Below are 15683 nucleotides of genomic sequence, written 5' to 3' on the forward strand. Positions count from 1 at the left end.
CACCGTGCCCCTGCTGCCCGAGACGATCCGTCAGGTCGACCTGCTGGTGGGCCGGGCCCAGGCCGAGGGACGCACCCCGTCGCTCGCACTCGGCGTGGTCCGGGACGGCGAGCTGGTCCACCTGGCGGTGGCCGGTGAGAACCCCCGCCCGGACGCCGACCGGCAGTACCGGATCGGCTCGATCAGCAAGACGATGACGGCGGTGCTGGTGATGCAGCAGCGCGACGCCGGGCGGCTCGCCCTCGACGACCCGCTGGAGCGCCACCTGCCCGGCACCCCGGTCGGCGCGCTCACCCTGCGCCAGCTGCTCGGCCACGCCGGCGGCCTGCAACGGGAACCGGACGGCGCCTGGTGGGAGCGGACCGAGGGCGTCGAGCTGGCCACCCTGCTCGCCGGCCTGACTTCGGACAAGATCGCCTATCCGCCGCACCACGTCTACCACTACTCCAACCTGGCGTACGGGCTGCTCGGTGGGGTGCTGGAGCGGATCACCGGCACGCCCTGGTCCGACCTGCTCCGCGAGCGCCTGCTGGCGCCGTTGGGCATGCACCGGACGACCTACCACGCCACCGAGCCGTACGCCCGCGGCCATGTGGTGCACCCGTGGCACGACACGCTGCGGGAGGAGCCGCGTACCGACACCGGGGCGATGGCGCCGGCCGGGCAGCTCTGGTCCACCGTCGAGGACCTCGCCCGCTGGGCCGCCTTCCTGGCCGACCCGGCGCCGGCGCTGCTCGCGCCGGAGACGCTGACCGAGATGTGCGCGCCGGTGGTGATCAGCGACCTCGACGCCTGGACCGGCGGGCACGGCCTCGGCGTGGAGCTCTACCGGGTCGGCGAGCGGGTGTACGTCGGGCACGGCGGCTCGATGCCCGGCTACGTCGCCGGCCTGGTGGTGCACCGCCCCAGCCGGACCGCCGTGGTCGACTTCGCCAACTCGTACGGCCTGCGCGGCGGGCACCACATCGTCGGGCTGGCCCGGCAGGCCCTCACCCTCGTGCTGGACGCGGAGCCGGCCGCCCCGCGCCCGTGGGTCCCGGCCGAGGCGCCCCCCGCCGAGCAGGCCGAGCTCACCGGCCGCTGGTGGTGGATGGGCATCGAGTACGAGGTCCGCCCCGCCCCCTCCGGCGACCTCTGGGCCGGCCCGGTCGGCCAGCCGGTGCTCCGGTTCACCCGGGTCGACCGGGACCGCTGGCTGGGCCGCAGCGGCAGCCAGCACGGTGAGACCCTGGCGGTGCTCCGGGACGAGGCGGGACACCCGGTCGCTCTCGACATCGCCACCTTCGTCTTCACCCGCACCCCCGACCAGGAGCCCTGACCCCGCCGCCGGCCGGACACCGGCCAGCCGGCGGACCGGCGGACCGGCGGACCGGCGGGCCGGCGGACCGGCGGACCGCGGGCCGGCGGACCGGCGGACCGGCGGGCCGGCGGACTGGCGGACCGGCGGCCGGCGGACCGGCGGACCGGCGGGCCGGCGGACCGGCGGACCGGCGGGCCGGCGGAGCCCGGCGGGCCGGCGGACTTGACCAGCCAGCCCGAGCGGGGCAGCGGCCGAGCGGGCAGCGGGCCGAGCGGCTCGCCGGGCCGAGTGCGCTTGGCCACCTGGCCCGGGCCTGGCAGAGGCCGGGCCTGGCAGAGGCCGGGCCTGGCAGAGACCACCCAGGGGCACTCGGCCCCTACAGCTTTGATGACGTAGATGAATCACCGGTGATTCATCTACGTCATCAAACTGGTAGCGCCGGGAGGACGGCACCTCCCCGGTGAGCGTCACCGCTCCGGCCGCCGACCTGAGGACGCCCCGGCGCGGCGCACCGTCCCGGTCAGGCCGCCCCGGTCAGGCCGCCCCGGTCAGGCCGCCCCGGTCAGGACGGCTCGGTCAGGACGGCTCGGTCAGGACGGCTCGGTGACGAAGTCGATCAGCCGTTCCATGGCGTTGATCAGCGGCGTCTCCACGTCGGCGAAGCTGTCCACCCGGGACAGGATGTGCCGCCACATGGCCGCCGGCTCGGCCACCCCGAGGGCCGCGCAGACGCCCTCCTTCCACGGCCGCCCCGGCGGCACCACCGGCCACGCCGCGATGCCCAGGGCCGCCGGCTTGACCGCCTGCCACACGTCGACGTACGGGTGGCCGGTGACCAGCACGTGCGGCGAGGTCACCCGGGCCACGATCCGGCTCTCCTTGGAGCCGGGCACCAGGTGGTCGACCAGCACCCCGAGTCGTCGGGTCGGGCCGGGACCGAAGTCGCGTACCTCGGCGTCGAGGGCGTCGATGCCGTCCAGCGGCTCCACCACCACTCCCTCGACGCGGAGGTCGTCGCCCCAGATCCGTTCGACCAGGGCGGCGTCGTGGATGCCCTCCACCCAGATCCGGCTGGCCTTGGCGACCTGCGCGCGGACGTCGTCGACCGCGATCGAGCCGGAGGCGGTCCGCCGCCGCGCCGCCGGCACCGGGGACCGTACCGGCCGGCGCAGCGTCACCGGCTCGCCGTCGAGCAGGAACGCCGCCGGCAGCAGCGGGAAGTTGCGCCGGCGCCCGTGCCGGTCCTCCAGCACCACCGCACCGGACTCGAACCCCACCACCGCCCCGCAGAAGCCGGAGTCGGCGTCCTCGACGACCAGGTCCGGCTCGGCGTCGACCTCGGGGGTCACCTTCCGCCGCCGCCAGTCCCCCGCCAGCACGTCATCGCCGTATCGCCGCACCATGCCGAGCACGCTAACCGCCGGCCCGGTACGCCGCCCGTCGACACGCCACCCACCAGCCGGGCAGGAAGGGGCGAAGCGGGCAGTTCGGGGCAGGTCACGCCACCGGAGCGGCAGTCGAGACAGGGGCGGCGGTGAACACGTACCCTTTCGGCATGTCCTCCCCCGCAACGGGCGCGGCCACGCTGGCTCCGCGCCGGTCCAGCCGTTTTGTTGCCTGGGTACGCGCCTGGCGTGCCGGCCTGGTCTCCTTCGACGAGGTCGCCGACTCCGTCGCGGGCGACGAGGAGCACCTGGTCGCGGACGCCCCCGGCACCTGGACCGATGTCCCGCTGCGGGACGCGCTGCCCACCCTGGCGAAGCTCTCCCCCGACGAGATCCGGCTGGTGCTGCCCGCGCCGGGTGACCCGCGCGGGCTGCCCGGTCCCGGTGACTTCGCCGGCGCGGCGCTGCTCACCGGGGAGGCGGTGGTCGCCGGCGGCCTCGGACTGATCCCCGAGGTGCGCAGCCACACCTCCGGCTCCGGGATGACCTGGGAGACGGTGCTCTGGCGGGTCTATCCACTGCCGGCGGACGCGCCGAAGGCGTCCCTGGCCGGTCCGGGCGCGGCCGAGGCGGAGGCCGAACTGGCCATGGCACTCGCCGAGACGACCGCCGCGCTCACCCGCCTCGACGTGGCCCAGTGGCGACCCGAACTGGCCGGTGCGCTCGCCGCGCTGCGCCGCCCGGACGGCACCACCGACCTGCCCCCGGGCTTCGACCCGCGCGCCCGGCGGCTCTTCGCCCGCGCGGCCGTGCTCGACCGGGTGCTCGCCCTCGCCGGGGAGAGCGCGCCCGGCGGCGCGATCAACAACTACGAGGCCCAGCAGCGCGACGCGGCACTCCGGCCGCTGACCACCGCCTGCCGGCAGGCCCTGGTCGCCGCCTGCAACGCCCCGCTGCGGCCCTGAGACGCCCCGGCCGGCCCGGCGGCGGGGGTCAGACCTCGTCGACCAGGTCGGCCACCGAGTCGACGATCCGCGACGGTCGGTACGGGTAGCGCTCCGCCTCGGTCCGGCTGCTGATCCCGGTCAGCACCAGGATGGTCTCCAGCCCCGCTTCCAGGCCGCAGAGGATGTCGGTGTCCATCCGGTCGCCGATCATCGCGGTGGTCTCCGAGTGCGCGTTGATGGTGTTCAGCGCCGACCGCATCATCATCGGGTTGGGCTTGCCGACGAAGTACGGCTCCACCCCGGTCGCCTTCGAGATCATCGCGGCGACCGAGCCGGCGGCGGGCAGCGCGCCCTCGACCGACGGGCCGGTGACGTCCGGGTTGGTGCAGATGAACCGGGCCCCGTCGTTGATCAGCCGGACCGCCTTGGTGATCGCCTCGAAGCTGTAGGTGCGGGTCTCCCCCAGCACCACGTAGTCCGGGTCGAAGTCGGTCAGCACGTACCCCACCGCGTGCAGGGCCGTGGTCAGCCCGGCCTCGCCGATCACGTACGCGGTGCCGCCCGGGCGCTGGTCGTCCAGGAACTTGGCGGTGGCCAGCGCCGACGACCAGATCGCCTCCTCCGGCACGTCCAGCCCCATCCGGACCAGCCGGGCCTGGAGGTCCCGCGGGGTGTAGATCGAGTTGTTGGTCAGCACCAGGAAGGGCTTGCCGGACGCCCGGAGCCGCTTGACGAACTCCGGTGCGCCGGGGACCGGCTGGCCCTCGTGCACCAGCACGCCGTCCATGTCGGTGAGCCAGCTCTGCACCGGCTTGCGTTCACGCATCAGGGGTCCCAGGGGGTGTCGGGGGTGGGCTCAGGGCCGGCGGGCCGGCGGTACGCAGCACGGGGTCGGGCAGGTGTCCCACATCGGCAGCTCGCCGAGGCGGCGGCGCAGCTGCTCCCCGTCCGACGCGGTGCGCTCGGTCACCAGCTCGCGGACCATCGACACGAACCGCGGGTCGGTGCCCGGGGTGCCCGCCCGGACGAAGTCCAGACCGAGCTGCTCGGCCGTCTCCAGCGCCTCGGTGTCCAGGTCCCAGATCACCTCGAGGTGGTCGGAGACGAAGCCGATCGGGCTGACCACCACACCGGTGACCCCCTGCCCGGCGAGGGTGGCCAGGTGGTCGTTGATGTCCGGCTCCAGCCACGGCACCTGCGGCGGGCCGGAGCGGCTCTGCCAGACCAGGTCGTACGGCAGGTCGGGCGCGGCGGCGGCGTGCACCAGCCGGGCGGTCTCTGCCAGCTGGGCGGTGTACCGACCGCCCTGCGGACCCGCGGTGGCGGCCATCGAGCTGGGGACGGAGTGCGCGGTGAAGACCAGCCGGGTGCTGTCCCGCCGCGCCGGGTCGAGCTGGGCGAGCGCCGCCCGGACCGCGTCGGCGTGCGGCTCGACGAAGCCCGGGTGGTCCCAGAACTGACGCAGCTTCTCGATCACCGGGGCGTCCGCGCCGACCGCCGCCCGGGCCTTGGCGATGTCCTCCTGGTACTGCCGGCAGGAGGAGTAGCCGCCGTACGCGCTGGTGACGAAGGCGAGCGCCCGGCGCACCCCGTCGTCACGCATCTGCGCCACGGTGTCGGCGAGCATCGGGTCCCAGTTGCGGTTGCCCCAGTAGACCGGCAGGTCCACGCCGTTCGCGGCGAAGTCCGCCCGGATCGCGGCCAGCAGCTCCCGGCACTGCTCGTTGATCGGGGAGACCCCGCCGAAGTGCAGGTAGTGCTCGGCGACCTCGGCCAGCCGCTCGGGCGGGACGCCCCGCCCCCGCGTCACGTTCTGCAGGAACGGCAGCACGTCCTCGGGCCGTTCCGGACCACCGAAGGAGACCAGCACCAACGCGTCGTACGCCATGGCCCCATTCTTCCCCGCCGCAGTTCACGGGCGCGCGACGCCCCCCGGGGTGTGGCCGTACGCCTCAGGCGCCGATGGCGTGGTAGCCGCCGTCGACGTGGACGATCTCGCCGGTGGTGGCCGGGAACCAGTCCGACAGCAGCGCCAGGCAGGCGCGGGCGGCCGGCTCCTGGTCGGTGAGGCTCCAGCCCAGCGGGGCCCGCTCGGTCCAGGCGTCCTCGAACTGGTCGAAGCCGGGGATCGACTTCGCGGCGATGGTGCGCAGCGGCCCGGCGGCGACCAGGTTGCTCCGGATGCCCTGTTTGCCCAGGTGCAGCGCCAGGTAGCGGGAGGCGGACTCCAGCCCGGCCTTGGCCACGCCCATCCAGTCGTACACCGGCCAGGCCTTGGTGGCGTCGAAGGTCAGGCCGACCACCGCGCCCCCGGCGGACATCAGCGGCAGCGCCGCCATCGCGAGGGACGTGTAGGAGTACGTGGAGACCTGCAGCGCGGTCGCCACGTCCTCCCACGGGGCGTCGAGGAAGCCGCCGCCGAGGCAGCTCTGCGGGGCGAAGCCGATCGAGTGGACCACCCCGTCCAGGCCGTCGACGTGCTCACGCACCTTGTCGGCCAGGCCGGCGAGGTGCTCCGGGTTCGTCACGTCGAGCTCGATCACCGGGGCCGCCTCGGGCAGCCGCTTGGCGATCCGCTCGACCAGGGAGAGCCGGCCGTAGCCGGTGAGCACGACCTGCGCGCCGTTCTCCTGGGCGAGCTTCGCCACCGAGAAGGCGATCGAGGCGTCGGTGATGACGCCGGTGACCAGCAGCCGCTTACCGGCGAGCAGTCCGGACATTTGCAGAACCTCCGTGTGTCTCAGTGACCCATGCCCAGGCCGCCGTCGACCGGGATGACGGCACCGCTGATGTAGCCCGACGCGTCCGAGGCGAGCCAGGTGACCACGGCCGCGACCTCGTCCGGCTCGGCGAACCGGCCCGCCGGGATGGACCTGCGGTATTCGGCGCGGCGCTCCTCGGGCAGCTTCGCCGTCATGTCGGTGTCGATGAAGCCGGGGGCCACCACGTTCGCGGTGATGTTGCGGCTGCCCAGCTCGCGGGTGATGGAGCGGGCCACGCCGACCAGCCCGGCCTTGCTGGCCGCGTAGTTGACCTGGCCGACGCCGCCGTAGAGGCCGACCACCGAGGAGATGAAGATCATGCGTCCCCACCGGGCGCGGAGCATCTTGGTGGAGGCCCGCTTGGCGCACCGGAACGCGCCGGTGAGGTTGGTGTCCAGCACCGAGGTGAACTGCTCCTCGGACATCCGCATCAGCAGCGTGTCGTCGGTGATGCCGGCGTTGGCGACCAGCACCTCGACCGGGCCCAGCTCGGCCTCGACGGCGCTGAAGGCGGCGTCGACGGAGGCGGCGTCGGTGACGTCGCACCGTACGCCGAAGAGGCCCGCCGGCGGCTCGCCGCTGCGATGGGTCACCGCCACCCGGTCGCCCTGCTTGGCGAAGGCCTGCGCGACGGCCAGTCCGATTCCGCGGTTGCCACCGGTCACCAGCACGGTACGGGCCACGGTTCCCCCTGAAGCTCAGCTGATCTCTCGGTCGGTGGCGAGCCTAGGGGTTACCGGTAGGTAAGCGCTAACGGTGGCGGGGCATCGGCGCGGTGGGATCGGCCGGACGTGGGGGCCGGCCGGGCCGACCGGCCGAGTGCGGGGGCGCGGGAACGCCGGTGTACGATGATCCGCGTTTGCGGGCCGAAGATCGCCCGCGCTCCGGGCCCCGCCGACCGCAGGAGGTGATCGCTGTGCGAGATAGCGATCCTCCCAGTCGTGGCCGGGCCGATCGTCAGCCCCGCTGAGCCACGACTCAGCAGGTGAGCTGACCCAGCCTCCGCTCCCCCCACCGTTGCACCGTCGGCCCCGGCCGGGGTGACCGTGCTGCGCCGCCCGGCACCGGGCGGCCGGGGAGCACCCCGGTCACGACTTCGTGTGTGCGCGTCCTGATCCACCCCCGGTCCCCGTACGCCGACGTGGACCGTCCTGCCGCCACCGGAGCCTGTCCCATGAGCCGTTACGTCGCCCCGCTGGGCTTCACCCTCGCCGCCGTCTGGGTGGCCGTCCTGTTCGTCCTGGCCGGCGGCGGTCACTGAGCACCGCCGGCCCGCCCGCCGCTAGAGCAGGCGCGACGACCAGAGCAGGCTCAGCCCGCCCGCGCAGAGCGCCAGCAGCAGCGCGATGCCCGCGTACCACTGGGTGATCTCCCGCGGCTGGGTGCGGAACCCGATCGAGCTGCCCATGTCCTGGTAGACCTGCTTCAGCTCGCTCACCGACGCGGCCTCGTAGAAGAAACCCTCGGTGGTCTCGGCGAGCTGGGCCAGGGCCAGCCGGTCCACCGGCACCCGCTGGAGCTGGCCACCGATGTCCACCTGCCCCGCGTCGGTGCCGAACGCGATCGTGGAGACCGGCACGTTCGCCGCCTGCGCCGCCGCGGCGGCCTCCTCCACCGACCGGCCCGCCGTGCGGTAGCCGTCGGAGAGCAGCACGATCCGGGCCGGCGGGATGCCCGCCGCGCCGTCCGCCGGCACCGACCGGATCGCCTCCAGGCAGGTGAAGACCGCCTCGCCGGTGGCGGTCGCCTCGGCCAGCACCAGACCGTCGATGGCGGTGGTCACCGCCGACCGGTCCTTGGTCGGGGAGACCAGCACGTTCGCCGACTTCGCGAACGACACCAGCCCCAGGTTGTAGCTCTCCGGCAACTCGCCGACGAACTGCTTGGCCGCCTCCTGGGCCGCCTCCAGCCGGTTCGGCGCCACGTCGTCGGCCTGCATCGACAGCGACACGTCGATCGCCAGCATGACGGTGGCCCGCTCCAGCGGTTCCTTGGTGTCCACCGCCGGGCGGGCCATCGCGGTGGCGAGCACCAGCAGGCAGAGCAGGAACGCGGTCGCGGCGACGTGCCGCCGCCAGCCCAACCCCTTCGGCGCGACGGTCCGCAGCAGGTCCACATTGGTGAACCGGACGGCGTACGCCCGGCGGTGCAGCTGCCGCCAGACGTACGCGGCGGCGAGGGCGAGCACCGGCAGTACGGCCAGCAGCCACCACGGTTGCAGAAAACGGATCATCGTGTCGTCCCTCGGGTGCGGGCGTGCCGCTGCGCGGCCACGAAACGCACCATGTCCAGCAGCCAGTCTCGGTCGGTACGCAGCCTCAGGTGCCCGGCGCCGGCGGCGCGCAGTTCGGCGGAGATCGCGGCGCGCTGGGCGGCGGCCGCGTCCGCGTACCGGCGGCGCAGCCGCGGGTCGGCGGTCTGCACCTCGTGCAGCTCCCCCGTCTCCGGGTCGACCACCGGCAGCACCCCCACGTCGGGCAGTTCCAGCTCGCGCGGGTCCACCACCTCGATCGCCAGCACGTCGTGCCGGACCCGCAGCTTACGCAGCGGCCGGCCCCACTGCTGCGGCGGCGCGAGGAAGTCGGAGATGACCACCGCCACGCCCCGCCGCCGGGGCGGCCGGTTCAGCGTGTCGACCAGGACGCCGAGGTCGCTGCGCCCCGGCTGGACCTGCGCCTCGGCGATCGCCGGAGCAGCCCTGGGCCTCCTTGGGGCCGGTGTCCGTCGGCGGGCAGCCGCAGCGGGGCGTGCCCGGCCCGGCCGGCGGTGCCGTGCCGCGCCACCAGGCGGCGCGCACCGGTGCGGGTGGACCGGTGCCGACGACCGCGCCGATCCGGTTGCCGCCGCGTACGGTCAGGTGGGTCAGGGCGGCCGCCGCGGCGACCACCACGTCCCGCTTGAGCCAGCGTCCGGTGCCGAAGTCGAGGCTGGCCGAGAGGTCCACCGCCAGCCAGGTCTCCAGCTCCCGGTCGGCCACCGTACGCCGCACGTGCGGCATCGTGGTCCGGGCGGTGACCGGCCAGTCCATCCGGCGGACGTCGTCGCCGGGGCGGTACTCGCGGGACTCCCCCGCCTCGCTGCCCGGCCCCGGCAGCAGTCCGGCGTAGTCGCCCTGGAGCAGGCCGTCGAGCTTCCGGGTGACCAGCAGCTGCAACCGGGACAGGGCGGCGCCGGAGCGGTCGCCGGCGGCCGGCAGTCGGGTCGGTGGGGTCACGGCCGTTGCCCGGGCCAGCCGGCGCCCGGGGGCACGGCCGGCGGCGGGGTGGCCTGCTGTCGGGGCGCGACCGCGGGCAGCGGGATGGTGGACATCACCCGGTGCACGATGTGGTCGGCCGGCACGTCGTCGGCGAGCGCGTCATAGCTGAGCACCAGCCGGTGCCGCAGGATGTCCGGGGCGATGTCCTGCACGTCCTGTGGCAGGGCGTAGTCCCGACCGCGCAGCAGCGCCAGCGCCCGGGTGGCCCGGACCAGGCCGAGCGAGGCGCGCGGGCTGGCGCCGTACTGGATGAGCTGGGCGACGTCCGGCATGCCGTGCTCGGCCGGGGCGCGGGTGGCCAGCACCAGCCGGACCGCGTAGTCGACCAGCGCGTTGTGCACGAAGACCTGGTCGGCCTTGCGCTGCAGGGCGATCAGGTCGGGGGTGCTGAACACCGGCGCCGGCTCGGGTGCGGCGACGCCCATCCGGTAGACGATCTCCCGCTCCTCGGCGTCGGTCGGGTAACCCACCACGATCTTCATCAGGAAGCGGTCCCGCTGCGCCTCGGGCAGCGGATAGACGCCCTCCTGCTCGATCGGGTTCTGCGTCGCCATCACCAGGAACGGGTCCGGTACCCGGTGCGTCTCGCCGCCGATCGACACCTGACGCTCGCTCATCACCTCCAGCAGCGCCGACTGCACCTTGGCCGGCGCCCGGTTGATCTCGTCGGCGAGCAGGAAGTTGACGAAGACCGGGCCCAGCTCGACGTCGAACTTCTCGCTGGACTGCCGGTAGATGCGGGTGCCCATGATGTCGGCGGGCACCAGGTCGGGGGTGAACTGCACCCGGGCGAAGGAACCGCCGACGACCCGGGCCAGGGTCTCCACGGCGAGCGTCTTCGCCACGCCGGGCACCCCCTCCAGCAGGCAGTGCCCCCGGGCGAGCAGGGCCACGAACATCCGCTCGACCATCCGGTCCTGCCCGACGATCACCCGTTTGATCTCGAACAACGCCCGCTCCAGCAGGGTGGCGTCCTCCGCCGGGGTGGTGCCGGCGGGCGGCGGCGCGGCCGGCACGGCCTCGGTCGGGGTCGGGGCATCGGGCGTGGTCGGCTGGGCCACCGGTCCTCCACAGCATGATCGATCGTCGCGGTGTGGTGCGTGTCAAGACTGTCATGCCCGGCTGAGTGCCGAGGTGGGGAGAAGCCGATTTTCGCCGTGCCGCGTCGCCGGGCCGGAACGCGCCGGTTCGACGCGGGGAAAAGCGTTGAACACGGGTGGACAGGAAGGGGTCCGGCGTGTGTACGATTCACCCCGTCGCCGGGCGGCTCCCCCCGTGGCCGCCCGGCGCTCAAACTTCCGCTCACCGCGGCCTAGACTCGCCCGGATGAGCTCCCCCACCCCGGTCGACGAGCCGCCGATCTGCTCGGCACGCGGCTGCCGCGCGCCCGCCGTCTGGGCGCTGCGCTGGAACAATCCCCGACTGCACGACGCCGACCGGCGCAAGACCTGGCTGGCCTGTCCCGACCATCGGGAATCGCTCGGTGACTTCCTCGGCGCGCGCGGCTTCCTGCGCGAGGTGGCACCGCTGGCCGGATCGCCTAACCTCGAAGGGTGAACGAGCGCAGCGGACCGGTGCCCGCCGAGGACCACCCCGGGCCGCCGCCGGCCCACCCCCTGGAACCCTGGCCGGACACCGTCCGCTGGCAACGCATCTCCACCGACCTGATCTGGGTGGAGCTGATCCGCCTCGGCATCCTGCTCGCGGTGCTGCTGATCGGGCTCGGCGTCGGCTGGGCGGCCAGCGGCCACTGGGCCTTCGGCGCGGCCCTCGGGCTGGTCCTGCTGCTGGCCGGCTGGCGGGCCGTCACCATCGTCCGCGCGGTACGCGCCTGGGGGTACGCCGAGCGCGCCGACGACCTGCTGGTCCGGCACGGGCTGCTGGTGCGGCGGCTGTCCATCGTCCCGTACTCCCGGATGCAGTTCGTCGACGTCAGCGCGGGCCCGCTGGAGCGCGCGTTCGACCTGGCCACCGTGCAGTTGCACACGGCCGCGGCGGCGAGCGACGCCCGGGTGCCGGGCCTGCGCCCCGCCGAGGCGTCCCGGCTGCGGGACCGGCTCACCGCGCTCGGCGAGGACCGGGCGGAGGGCCTGTGAGCGAGGCCCAGCACCGGTCCGCCGCCGTCCTGGCCCGTGCCGGGCTGGCCAGGATGGGGCAGCCCGGCGGGCCGCCGGTCGAGGAACCACGGCAGCGGCTGCACCCGCTCAGCCCGGTGCTGCACGGCGCGAAGTCCATCGTCGTGGTGGTCGCCGGCCTGTCCTGGTCGACCCTGTCCCGGGTCGGGTTCGGCTGGTTCGCCGTGCTGGTGGCGGTGCTGGCGCTCGGGGCGACCGTGCTCGCGGTGATCAGCTGGTACAACACCGGCTACCACGTGGTGGGCCGGGAACTGCGGGTGCACGAGGGACTGCTGTGGCGGCGTACCCGGGCCATCCCGCTGGAACGACTCCAGGCGGTCGAGGTGGTGCGGCCGTTGCTCGCGCAGCTCACCGGGCTGGCCGAGCTGCGCCTGGAGGTGGTCGGCGGGGGGCGTACCGAGGCGCCGCTGGCGTACCTGGGGGTGGCCGAGGCGGCGGCGCTGCGGGAGCGGCTGCTCGTCGTCGCCGGTCGCACGCCCGGCCTCCCGGAGGCCGCCCCGCCGACCGCGGACCAACCGCCCGCGCCGGCACCGGCGGGCCGCCGGCTGCACACCGTACGCAACGCCGACCTGCTGGTCAGCCAGCTACTCACCCCGCAGGCGTTCCTGCTGCCGTTCGGCGTGGCCTTCGTGGTGGCGCAGTTCCTCTCCGAGGGGTCCTGGTCGTTCATCGCGGTGGCCAGCACGCTGACCGCGATGGCCGGCGTCGTGCTGCAACCCGTCCGCCGGGTCCTCGACGACTGGAGCTTCCGCCTCGACCGCGACGCCGACATCCTGCGGGTACGCAACGGACTGCTGGAGACGCGGGCGCAGACGGTGCCGCTGCACCGGGTGCAGACGGTCGGGGTGACCTGGCCGCTGCTGTGGCGGATGAAGGGCTGGCTGCGGCTGCGGCTGGAGGTGGCCGGCTATTCGGGGGCCGAGCCGGACGACCGGAACCGCCCGGACCGGCTGCTGCCGGTCGGTGACCTGTCGACCGGTGAACGGATCGTGGCGGAGGTGCTGCCCGGGGTGTGGCTGGGCGCGCTGCCGTTGACCCCGCCGCCGGCCCGGGCCCGCTGGCTGCGCCCGCTCAGTCGGGCGGCGCTCGGCACCGGTCTCGACGACCGGGTCTTCGCCGCCCGCTCCGGTCTGCTCACCCGGCAGCTGACGATCGTGCCGTACGCCCGGATCCAGAGCGTGCGGGTCACCCAGGGGCCGGCGCAGCGCCGGCTGCGGCTGGCCACGGTGCACGCCGACACGGCCGGCGGGGCGGGCGCGGTCGCCCACGGACCGGGACGTGCGGGCGCTGGGCGCTGGCCGCCGAACGACCGAACGGTCGCGGGCGGCCCGCCACGCCGACGGACGACGGCGACCCTAGCCGCGCCGAGCTGCGGTCGGGCCACGACCGCGCGCCGACGGAGGCCGGGGCCGGGCCGACCGGCGACGGTGGGTCGTGGTCGGGGGGTGCGGTCGGTGGATCAGCGGTCGGCGGACGCCGGAGCGACCTCGGCCGACCGGTCCGCCGGGCGGTCCACCGGCGCGTCGGCGGGCTGCCGGGCCGCCGGCACCGCCGGCCGCCGGGCCGCCCAGGCCCGTTCGGCGAGGCCGACCACCAGGAACGTGATGCCGACGTACGTCCAGCCGACCAGCACGTCGATCAGGTAGTGCTCGCCGCTGTAGATCAGCGTGAACGTCATGGCCAGCGGGTAGGCCAGCAGCAGCGGCCACCAGCGCCGCCGGGTGGTGGGCAGGAAGAACAGCACCACGAACAGGGCGAAGGCGGTGTGCAGCGAGGGCATCGCCGCCACCGGGTTCGAGGCGATCTGACCGGCGTTGAGCACGTTGCCGGCACCGTGCATGCCGACCGTCTGCCAGCCCCGGGTGGAGATCCGGGCGACTTCGGTGAGCAGGCCGTTCTGGGCCGCCCACCACGGCGGCGCGGCCGGATAGAGGAAGTAGGTGGCCAGCCCGGCGGCGCAGAGGAAGCCCCAGCGCCGCATGAACGCCGCCCAGCGCGCGCGGTCCCGCAGCCAGAGCACCCCGGCGGCGGCCAGCGCCACCACGAAGTGGGAAAAGTAGACCCAGCTGGCGAGCACGTCCCACCAGTGCACCTCGGGCCGGTAGAGGTGCTGCTGCAACCAGACGGTCGGCACCTCGCCGCCGGTCGCCCAGCCGACCAGGAACCGGTCGGCGACGATCAGCTCCAGGGCGTGCGGCGTGGCACCGTTGTCGGCGAATCCCCGGGAGAGGTTGTAGGCGGCCAGCAGCAGCACCACCGGGATCCAGTCGCGGGCGAAGCGCAGGTGGCTGCGCCACGGTCGCGACGAGTTCCACGCGATGGTCCCCGCCCAGATCCAGAGGAAGGCGTACGCCGGGTCGGTGGGCAGGCCGATGGCCAGCCAACCGGCCACGAAGAGGACCGCCCAGACCGTCATGGCGACGATCCGGCGCCGGCCGCCGTCGGGCGCCGGGTCGGTCGGGACGGGGGGCTGAGGATCGGTCACGACGGCCATCGCGGTCAAGGTTAACGGCGGGCGACCGACCGGTGGACGCCGACCACCGCCGCGAACCCCACCTCGGCGGGCCGGTGCCGCTCCCGTCGAGGTGGGCAGCCGGTTGCCGGCGCGTACGGGCCGGGCGGCCGGGCAGCCCCTAGGCTGAACGCATGCAGGAGCAGTCGGACCCACCCTTCCCGCCGGGCCTGAGCGCCCGGGTCGAGCTGACCGTGACCGACGCGGACACCGCCCAGGCCGTGGGCTCCGGTGACGTGCCGGTGCTCGGCACACCCCGGGTGGTGGCCCTGGCCGAGGCGGCGACCGTGGCGGCCACCGCGACGCGGATGCCGCCCGGGCGGACCACCGTCGGGCTCCGGGTCGAGCTGGACCACCGCGCGCCCACCCCGGTCGGCCGGACGGTCGCCGCGACGGCCACGCTCGCCGGGGTCGACGGCCGGCGACTGCTCTTCGAGGTCACCGTCACCGACGGCGCGGAGACCGTCGCCGCCGGCCGGATCGAGCGGGTGCTGGTGGACCGGCAGCGGTTCGTCGAGCGGGCCGGGGCCGCCTCGTGAGCGCCCGGTTCGTCGAGGTCGCCGACCGGGTGCACGTGCTGCGCGACCCGCTGCTGCACGTCAACGTGACGCTGGTGGTCGGCGACGGCGCGGCGCTGCTGGTGGACACCCTCTCCACCGCCGGCCAGGCGCGGGAGCTGGCCGAGGCGGCCCGGCTGGTCACCCCGCACCCGTGGACCATCGTGAACACCCACCACCACTTCGACCACTGCTTCGGCAACGCCACGCTGGCCGCCGACCCGCCCCGCCCGGTGTACGCCCACGAGCTGGCCGCCGCCGCGCTGCGCGACCGGCCCGACCGGTTGCGCCGGGCGGCGTACGAGGAGATGCGCGACGAACAGCCGGCGCTCGCCGTCGAGCTGGCCGACACCGTGCTGCTCGCCCCGACGCACACCGTGCACACCGAGACGGTGCTGGACGTGGGCGGCCGGCGGGTGCTGTTGCGCCACCCGGGGCACGGGCACACCGATGCCGACCTGGTGGTACACGTACCGGACGCGGACCTGCTGGTCGCCGGCGACCTGGTGGAGCAGAGCGGGCCGCCGGCGTTCGAGGAGTCGTACCCGCTGCAGTGGCCGGACGCGGTCGCCGACCTGCTGCGGCTGACCACGCCCACGACGGTGGTGGTGCCCGGCCACGGCGAGCCGGTCGATGTGGAGTTCGTCCGCGCCCAGCACGCCCGGCTCGCCGAGCAGGCCTGGCTGATCCGTGCCGCCCACACCGCCGCCGCCCCACCCGAACGGGTCGCCGCCGAGTCCCCCTTCGGCGCCCGCGCCGGCCTCACCGCCGCCCGCCGCGGCTACGCGGAACTCGACGGCACCGCCTGACCCGGCGTCGATCATGGGGT

At 74.7% G+C, this 15683-nt stretch carries 15 protein-coding genes and 2 pseudogenes; 8 read left to right on the forward strand and 9 right to left on the reverse strand.

What is annotated here, in order from left to right; translation table 11 throughout:
- The first annotated feature begins 4 nt into the window (after positions 1-4).
- Positions 5-1318, forward strand: coding sequence for a serine hydrolase (locus MRQ36_RS02840; protein WP_242792477.1), 1314 nt, complete (start codon positions 5-7; stop codon positions 1316-1318).
- Between the two features lie 572 nt (positions 1319-1890).
- Here MRQ36_RS02840 and MRQ36_RS02845 read toward each other — a convergent pair.
- Complete coding sequence (locus MRQ36_RS02845) at positions 1891-2703, reverse strand: DUF3097 domain-containing protein (protein ID WP_242792479.1); 813 nt, start codon at positions 2701-2703, stop codon at positions 1891-1893.
- A 152-nt stretch (positions 2704-2855) separates the two neighbouring features.
- Between MRQ36_RS02845 and MRQ36_RS02850 the strand changes: the two genes are divergently transcribed.
- On the forward strand, positions 2856-3650 hold the full coding sequence (locus MRQ36_RS02850; RefSeq protein WP_242792481.1) for a hypothetical protein: 795 nt from the start codon (positions 2856-2858) through the stop codon (positions 3648-3650).
- Positions 3651-3678: 28 nt separating this feature from the next.
- Here the strand turns inward: MRQ36_RS02850 and MRQ36_RS02855 are convergent, their stop codons facing one another.
- From MRQ36_RS02855 to fabG, 4 genes are all read right to left on the reverse strand, one after another.
- Positions 3679-4458, reverse strand: a complete 780-nt coding sequence (locus tag MRQ36_RS02855) for an HAD-IIA family hydrolase (protein ID WP_242792483.1) — start codon at positions 4456-4458, stop codon at positions 3679-3681.
- Between the two features lie 30 nt (positions 4459-4488).
- Complete coding sequence (locus tag MRQ36_RS02860) at positions 4489-5520, reverse strand: ferrochelatase (RefSeq protein WP_242792485.1); 1032 nt, start codon at positions 5518-5520, stop codon at positions 4489-4491.
- A 64-nt stretch (positions 5521-5584) separates the two neighbouring features.
- Positions 5585-6352, reverse strand: a complete 768-nt coding sequence (fabI, locus tag MRQ36_RS02865; RefSeq protein WP_242792487.1) for an enoyl-ACP reductase FabI — start codon at positions 6350-6352, stop codon at positions 5585-5587.
- A 20-nt stretch (positions 6353-6372) separates the two neighbouring features.
- Positions 6373-7077, reverse strand: a complete 705-nt coding sequence (gene fabG / locus MRQ36_RS02870) for a beta-ketoacyl-ACP reductase (RefSeq protein ID WP_242792489.1) — start codon at positions 7075-7077, stop codon at positions 6373-6375.
- 419 nt (positions 7078-7496) lie between these two features.
- Here fabG and MRQ36_RS02875 point away from each other — a divergent pair, with 419 nt between their 5' ends.
- The gene (locus MRQ36_RS02875) at positions 7497-7655 is read left to right on the forward strand and encodes a hypothetical protein (RefSeq protein ID WP_242792491.1); all 159 of its coding nucleotides are present in this window, start codon (positions 7497-7499) and stop codon (positions 7653-7655) included.
- A gap of 21 nt (positions 7656-7676) precedes the next feature.
- Here MRQ36_RS02875 and MRQ36_RS02880 read toward each other — a convergent pair whose 3' ends face one another.
- The 3 genes and pseudogenes from MRQ36_RS02880 to MRQ36_RS02890 all read right to left on the reverse strand — a co-directional run bounded on the left by MRQ36_RS02880 (position 7677) and on the right by MRQ36_RS02890 (position 10711).
- Positions 7677-8627: a VWA domain-containing protein gene (locus MRQ36_RS02880; protein ID WP_242792493.1), complete on the reverse strand. Its 951-nt coding sequence runs from the start codon at positions 8625-8627 to the stop codon at positions 7677-7679.
- A pseudogene (locus tag MRQ36_RS02885) lies at positions 8624-9566 on the reverse strand (DUF58 domain-containing protein); the annotation flags it as partial. The pseudogene MRQ36_RS02885 and the gene MRQ36_RS02880, both read right to left, overlap by 4 nt.
- A gap of 38 nt (positions 9567-9604) precedes the next feature.
- Positions 9605-10711 (reverse strand): MoxR family ATPase, encoded by a 1107-nt coding sequence (locus MRQ36_RS02890; protein WP_242792495.1) that lies wholly within the window; start codon positions 10709-10711, stop codon positions 9605-9607.
- A gap of 265 nt (positions 10712-10976) precedes the next feature.
- On the opposite strand from MRQ36_RS02890, the gene MRQ36_RS02895 reads away from it, so the two are divergent.
- The 3 genes and pseudogenes from MRQ36_RS02895 (at position 10977) to MRQ36_RS02905 (ending at position 13144) form a co-directional block, all read left to right on the forward strand.
- The gene (locus tag MRQ36_RS02895) at positions 10977-11207 is read left to right on the forward strand and encodes a hypothetical protein (RefSeq protein ID WP_242792497.1); all 231 of its coding nucleotides are present in this window, start codon (positions 10977-10979) and stop codon (positions 11205-11207) included.
- Positions 11204-11746, forward strand: coding sequence for a PH domain-containing protein (locus MRQ36_RS02900; RefSeq protein WP_242792499.1), 543 nt, complete (start codon positions 11204-11206; stop codon positions 11744-11746). Before MRQ36_RS02895 ends, MRQ36_RS02900 begins: the two co-directional genes overlap by 4 nt.
- 36 nt (positions 11747-11782) lie before the next feature.
- Positions 11783-13144: pseudogene (locus tag MRQ36_RS02905) on the forward strand (PH domain-containing protein).
- Between the two features lie 100 nt (positions 13145-13244).
- Here the strand turns inward: MRQ36_RS02905 and MRQ36_RS02910 are convergent.
- Positions 13245-14279 (reverse strand): phosphatase PAP2 family protein, encoded by a 1035-nt coding sequence (locus MRQ36_RS02910; RefSeq protein ID WP_242792501.1) that lies wholly within the window; start codon positions 14277-14279, stop codon positions 13245-13247.
- 152 nt (positions 14280-14431) lie between these two features.
- Between MRQ36_RS02910 and MRQ36_RS02915 the strand changes: the two genes are divergently transcribed.
- Entirely contained in the window at positions 14432-14836 is a 405-nt protein-coding gene (locus MRQ36_RS02915) for a thioesterase family protein (RefSeq protein WP_242792503.1), read from the forward strand.
- Entirely contained in the window at positions 14833-15663 is an 831-nt protein-coding gene (locus MRQ36_RS02920) for an MBL fold metallo-hydrolase (RefSeq protein WP_242792505.1), read from the forward strand. The genes MRQ36_RS02915 and MRQ36_RS02920 overlap by 4 nt, the downstream gene beginning before the upstream one ends.
- Positions 15664-15683: the final 20 nt, after the last annotated feature.

Source organism: Micromonospora sp. R77 (assembly GCF_022747945.1).
GTDB lineage: Bacteria > Actinomycetota > Actinomycetes > Mycobacteriales > Micromonosporaceae > Micromonospora.

Excerpts from the sequence above, each read along its gene's own strand:
- fabI (WP_242792487.1), bottom strand. The coding sequence starts at position 6,352 with ATGTCCGGACTGCTCGCCGGTAAGCGGCTGCTGGTCACCGGCGTCATC.
- MRQ36_RS02895 (WP_242792497.1), top strand. The coding sequence starts at position 10,977 with ATGAGCTCCCCCACCCCGGTCGACGAGCCGCCGATCTGCTCGGCACGC.
- MRQ36_RS02915 (WP_242792503.1), top strand. The coding sequence starts at position 14,432 with ATGCAGGAGCAGTCGGACCCACCCTTCCCGCCGGGCCTGAGCGCCCGG.
- MRQ36_RS02860 (WP_242792485.1), bottom strand. The coding sequence starts at position 5,520 with ATGGCGTACGACGCGTTGGTGCTGGTCTCCTTCGGTGGTCCGGAACGG.
- MRQ36_RS02845 (WP_242792479.1), bottom strand. The coding sequence starts at position 2,703 with ATGGTGCGGCGATACGGCGATGACGTGCTGGCGGGGGACTGGCGGCGG.
- MRQ36_RS02880 (WP_242792493.1), bottom strand. The coding sequence starts at position 8,627 with ATGATCCGTTTTCTGCAACCGTGGTGGCTGCTGGCCGTACTGCCGGTG.
- MRQ36_RS02855 (WP_242792483.1), bottom strand. The coding sequence starts at position 4,458 with ATGCGTGAACGCAAGCCGGTGCAGAGCTGGCTCACCGACATGGACGGC.
- MRQ36_RS02850 (WP_242792481.1), top strand. The coding sequence starts at position 2,856 with ATGTCCTCCCCCGCAACGGGCGCGGCCACGCTGGCTCCGCGCCGGTCC.
- MRQ36_RS02910 (WP_242792501.1), bottom strand. The coding sequence starts at position 14,279 with ATGGCCGTCGTGACCGATCCTCAGCCCCCCGTCCCGACCGACCCGGCG.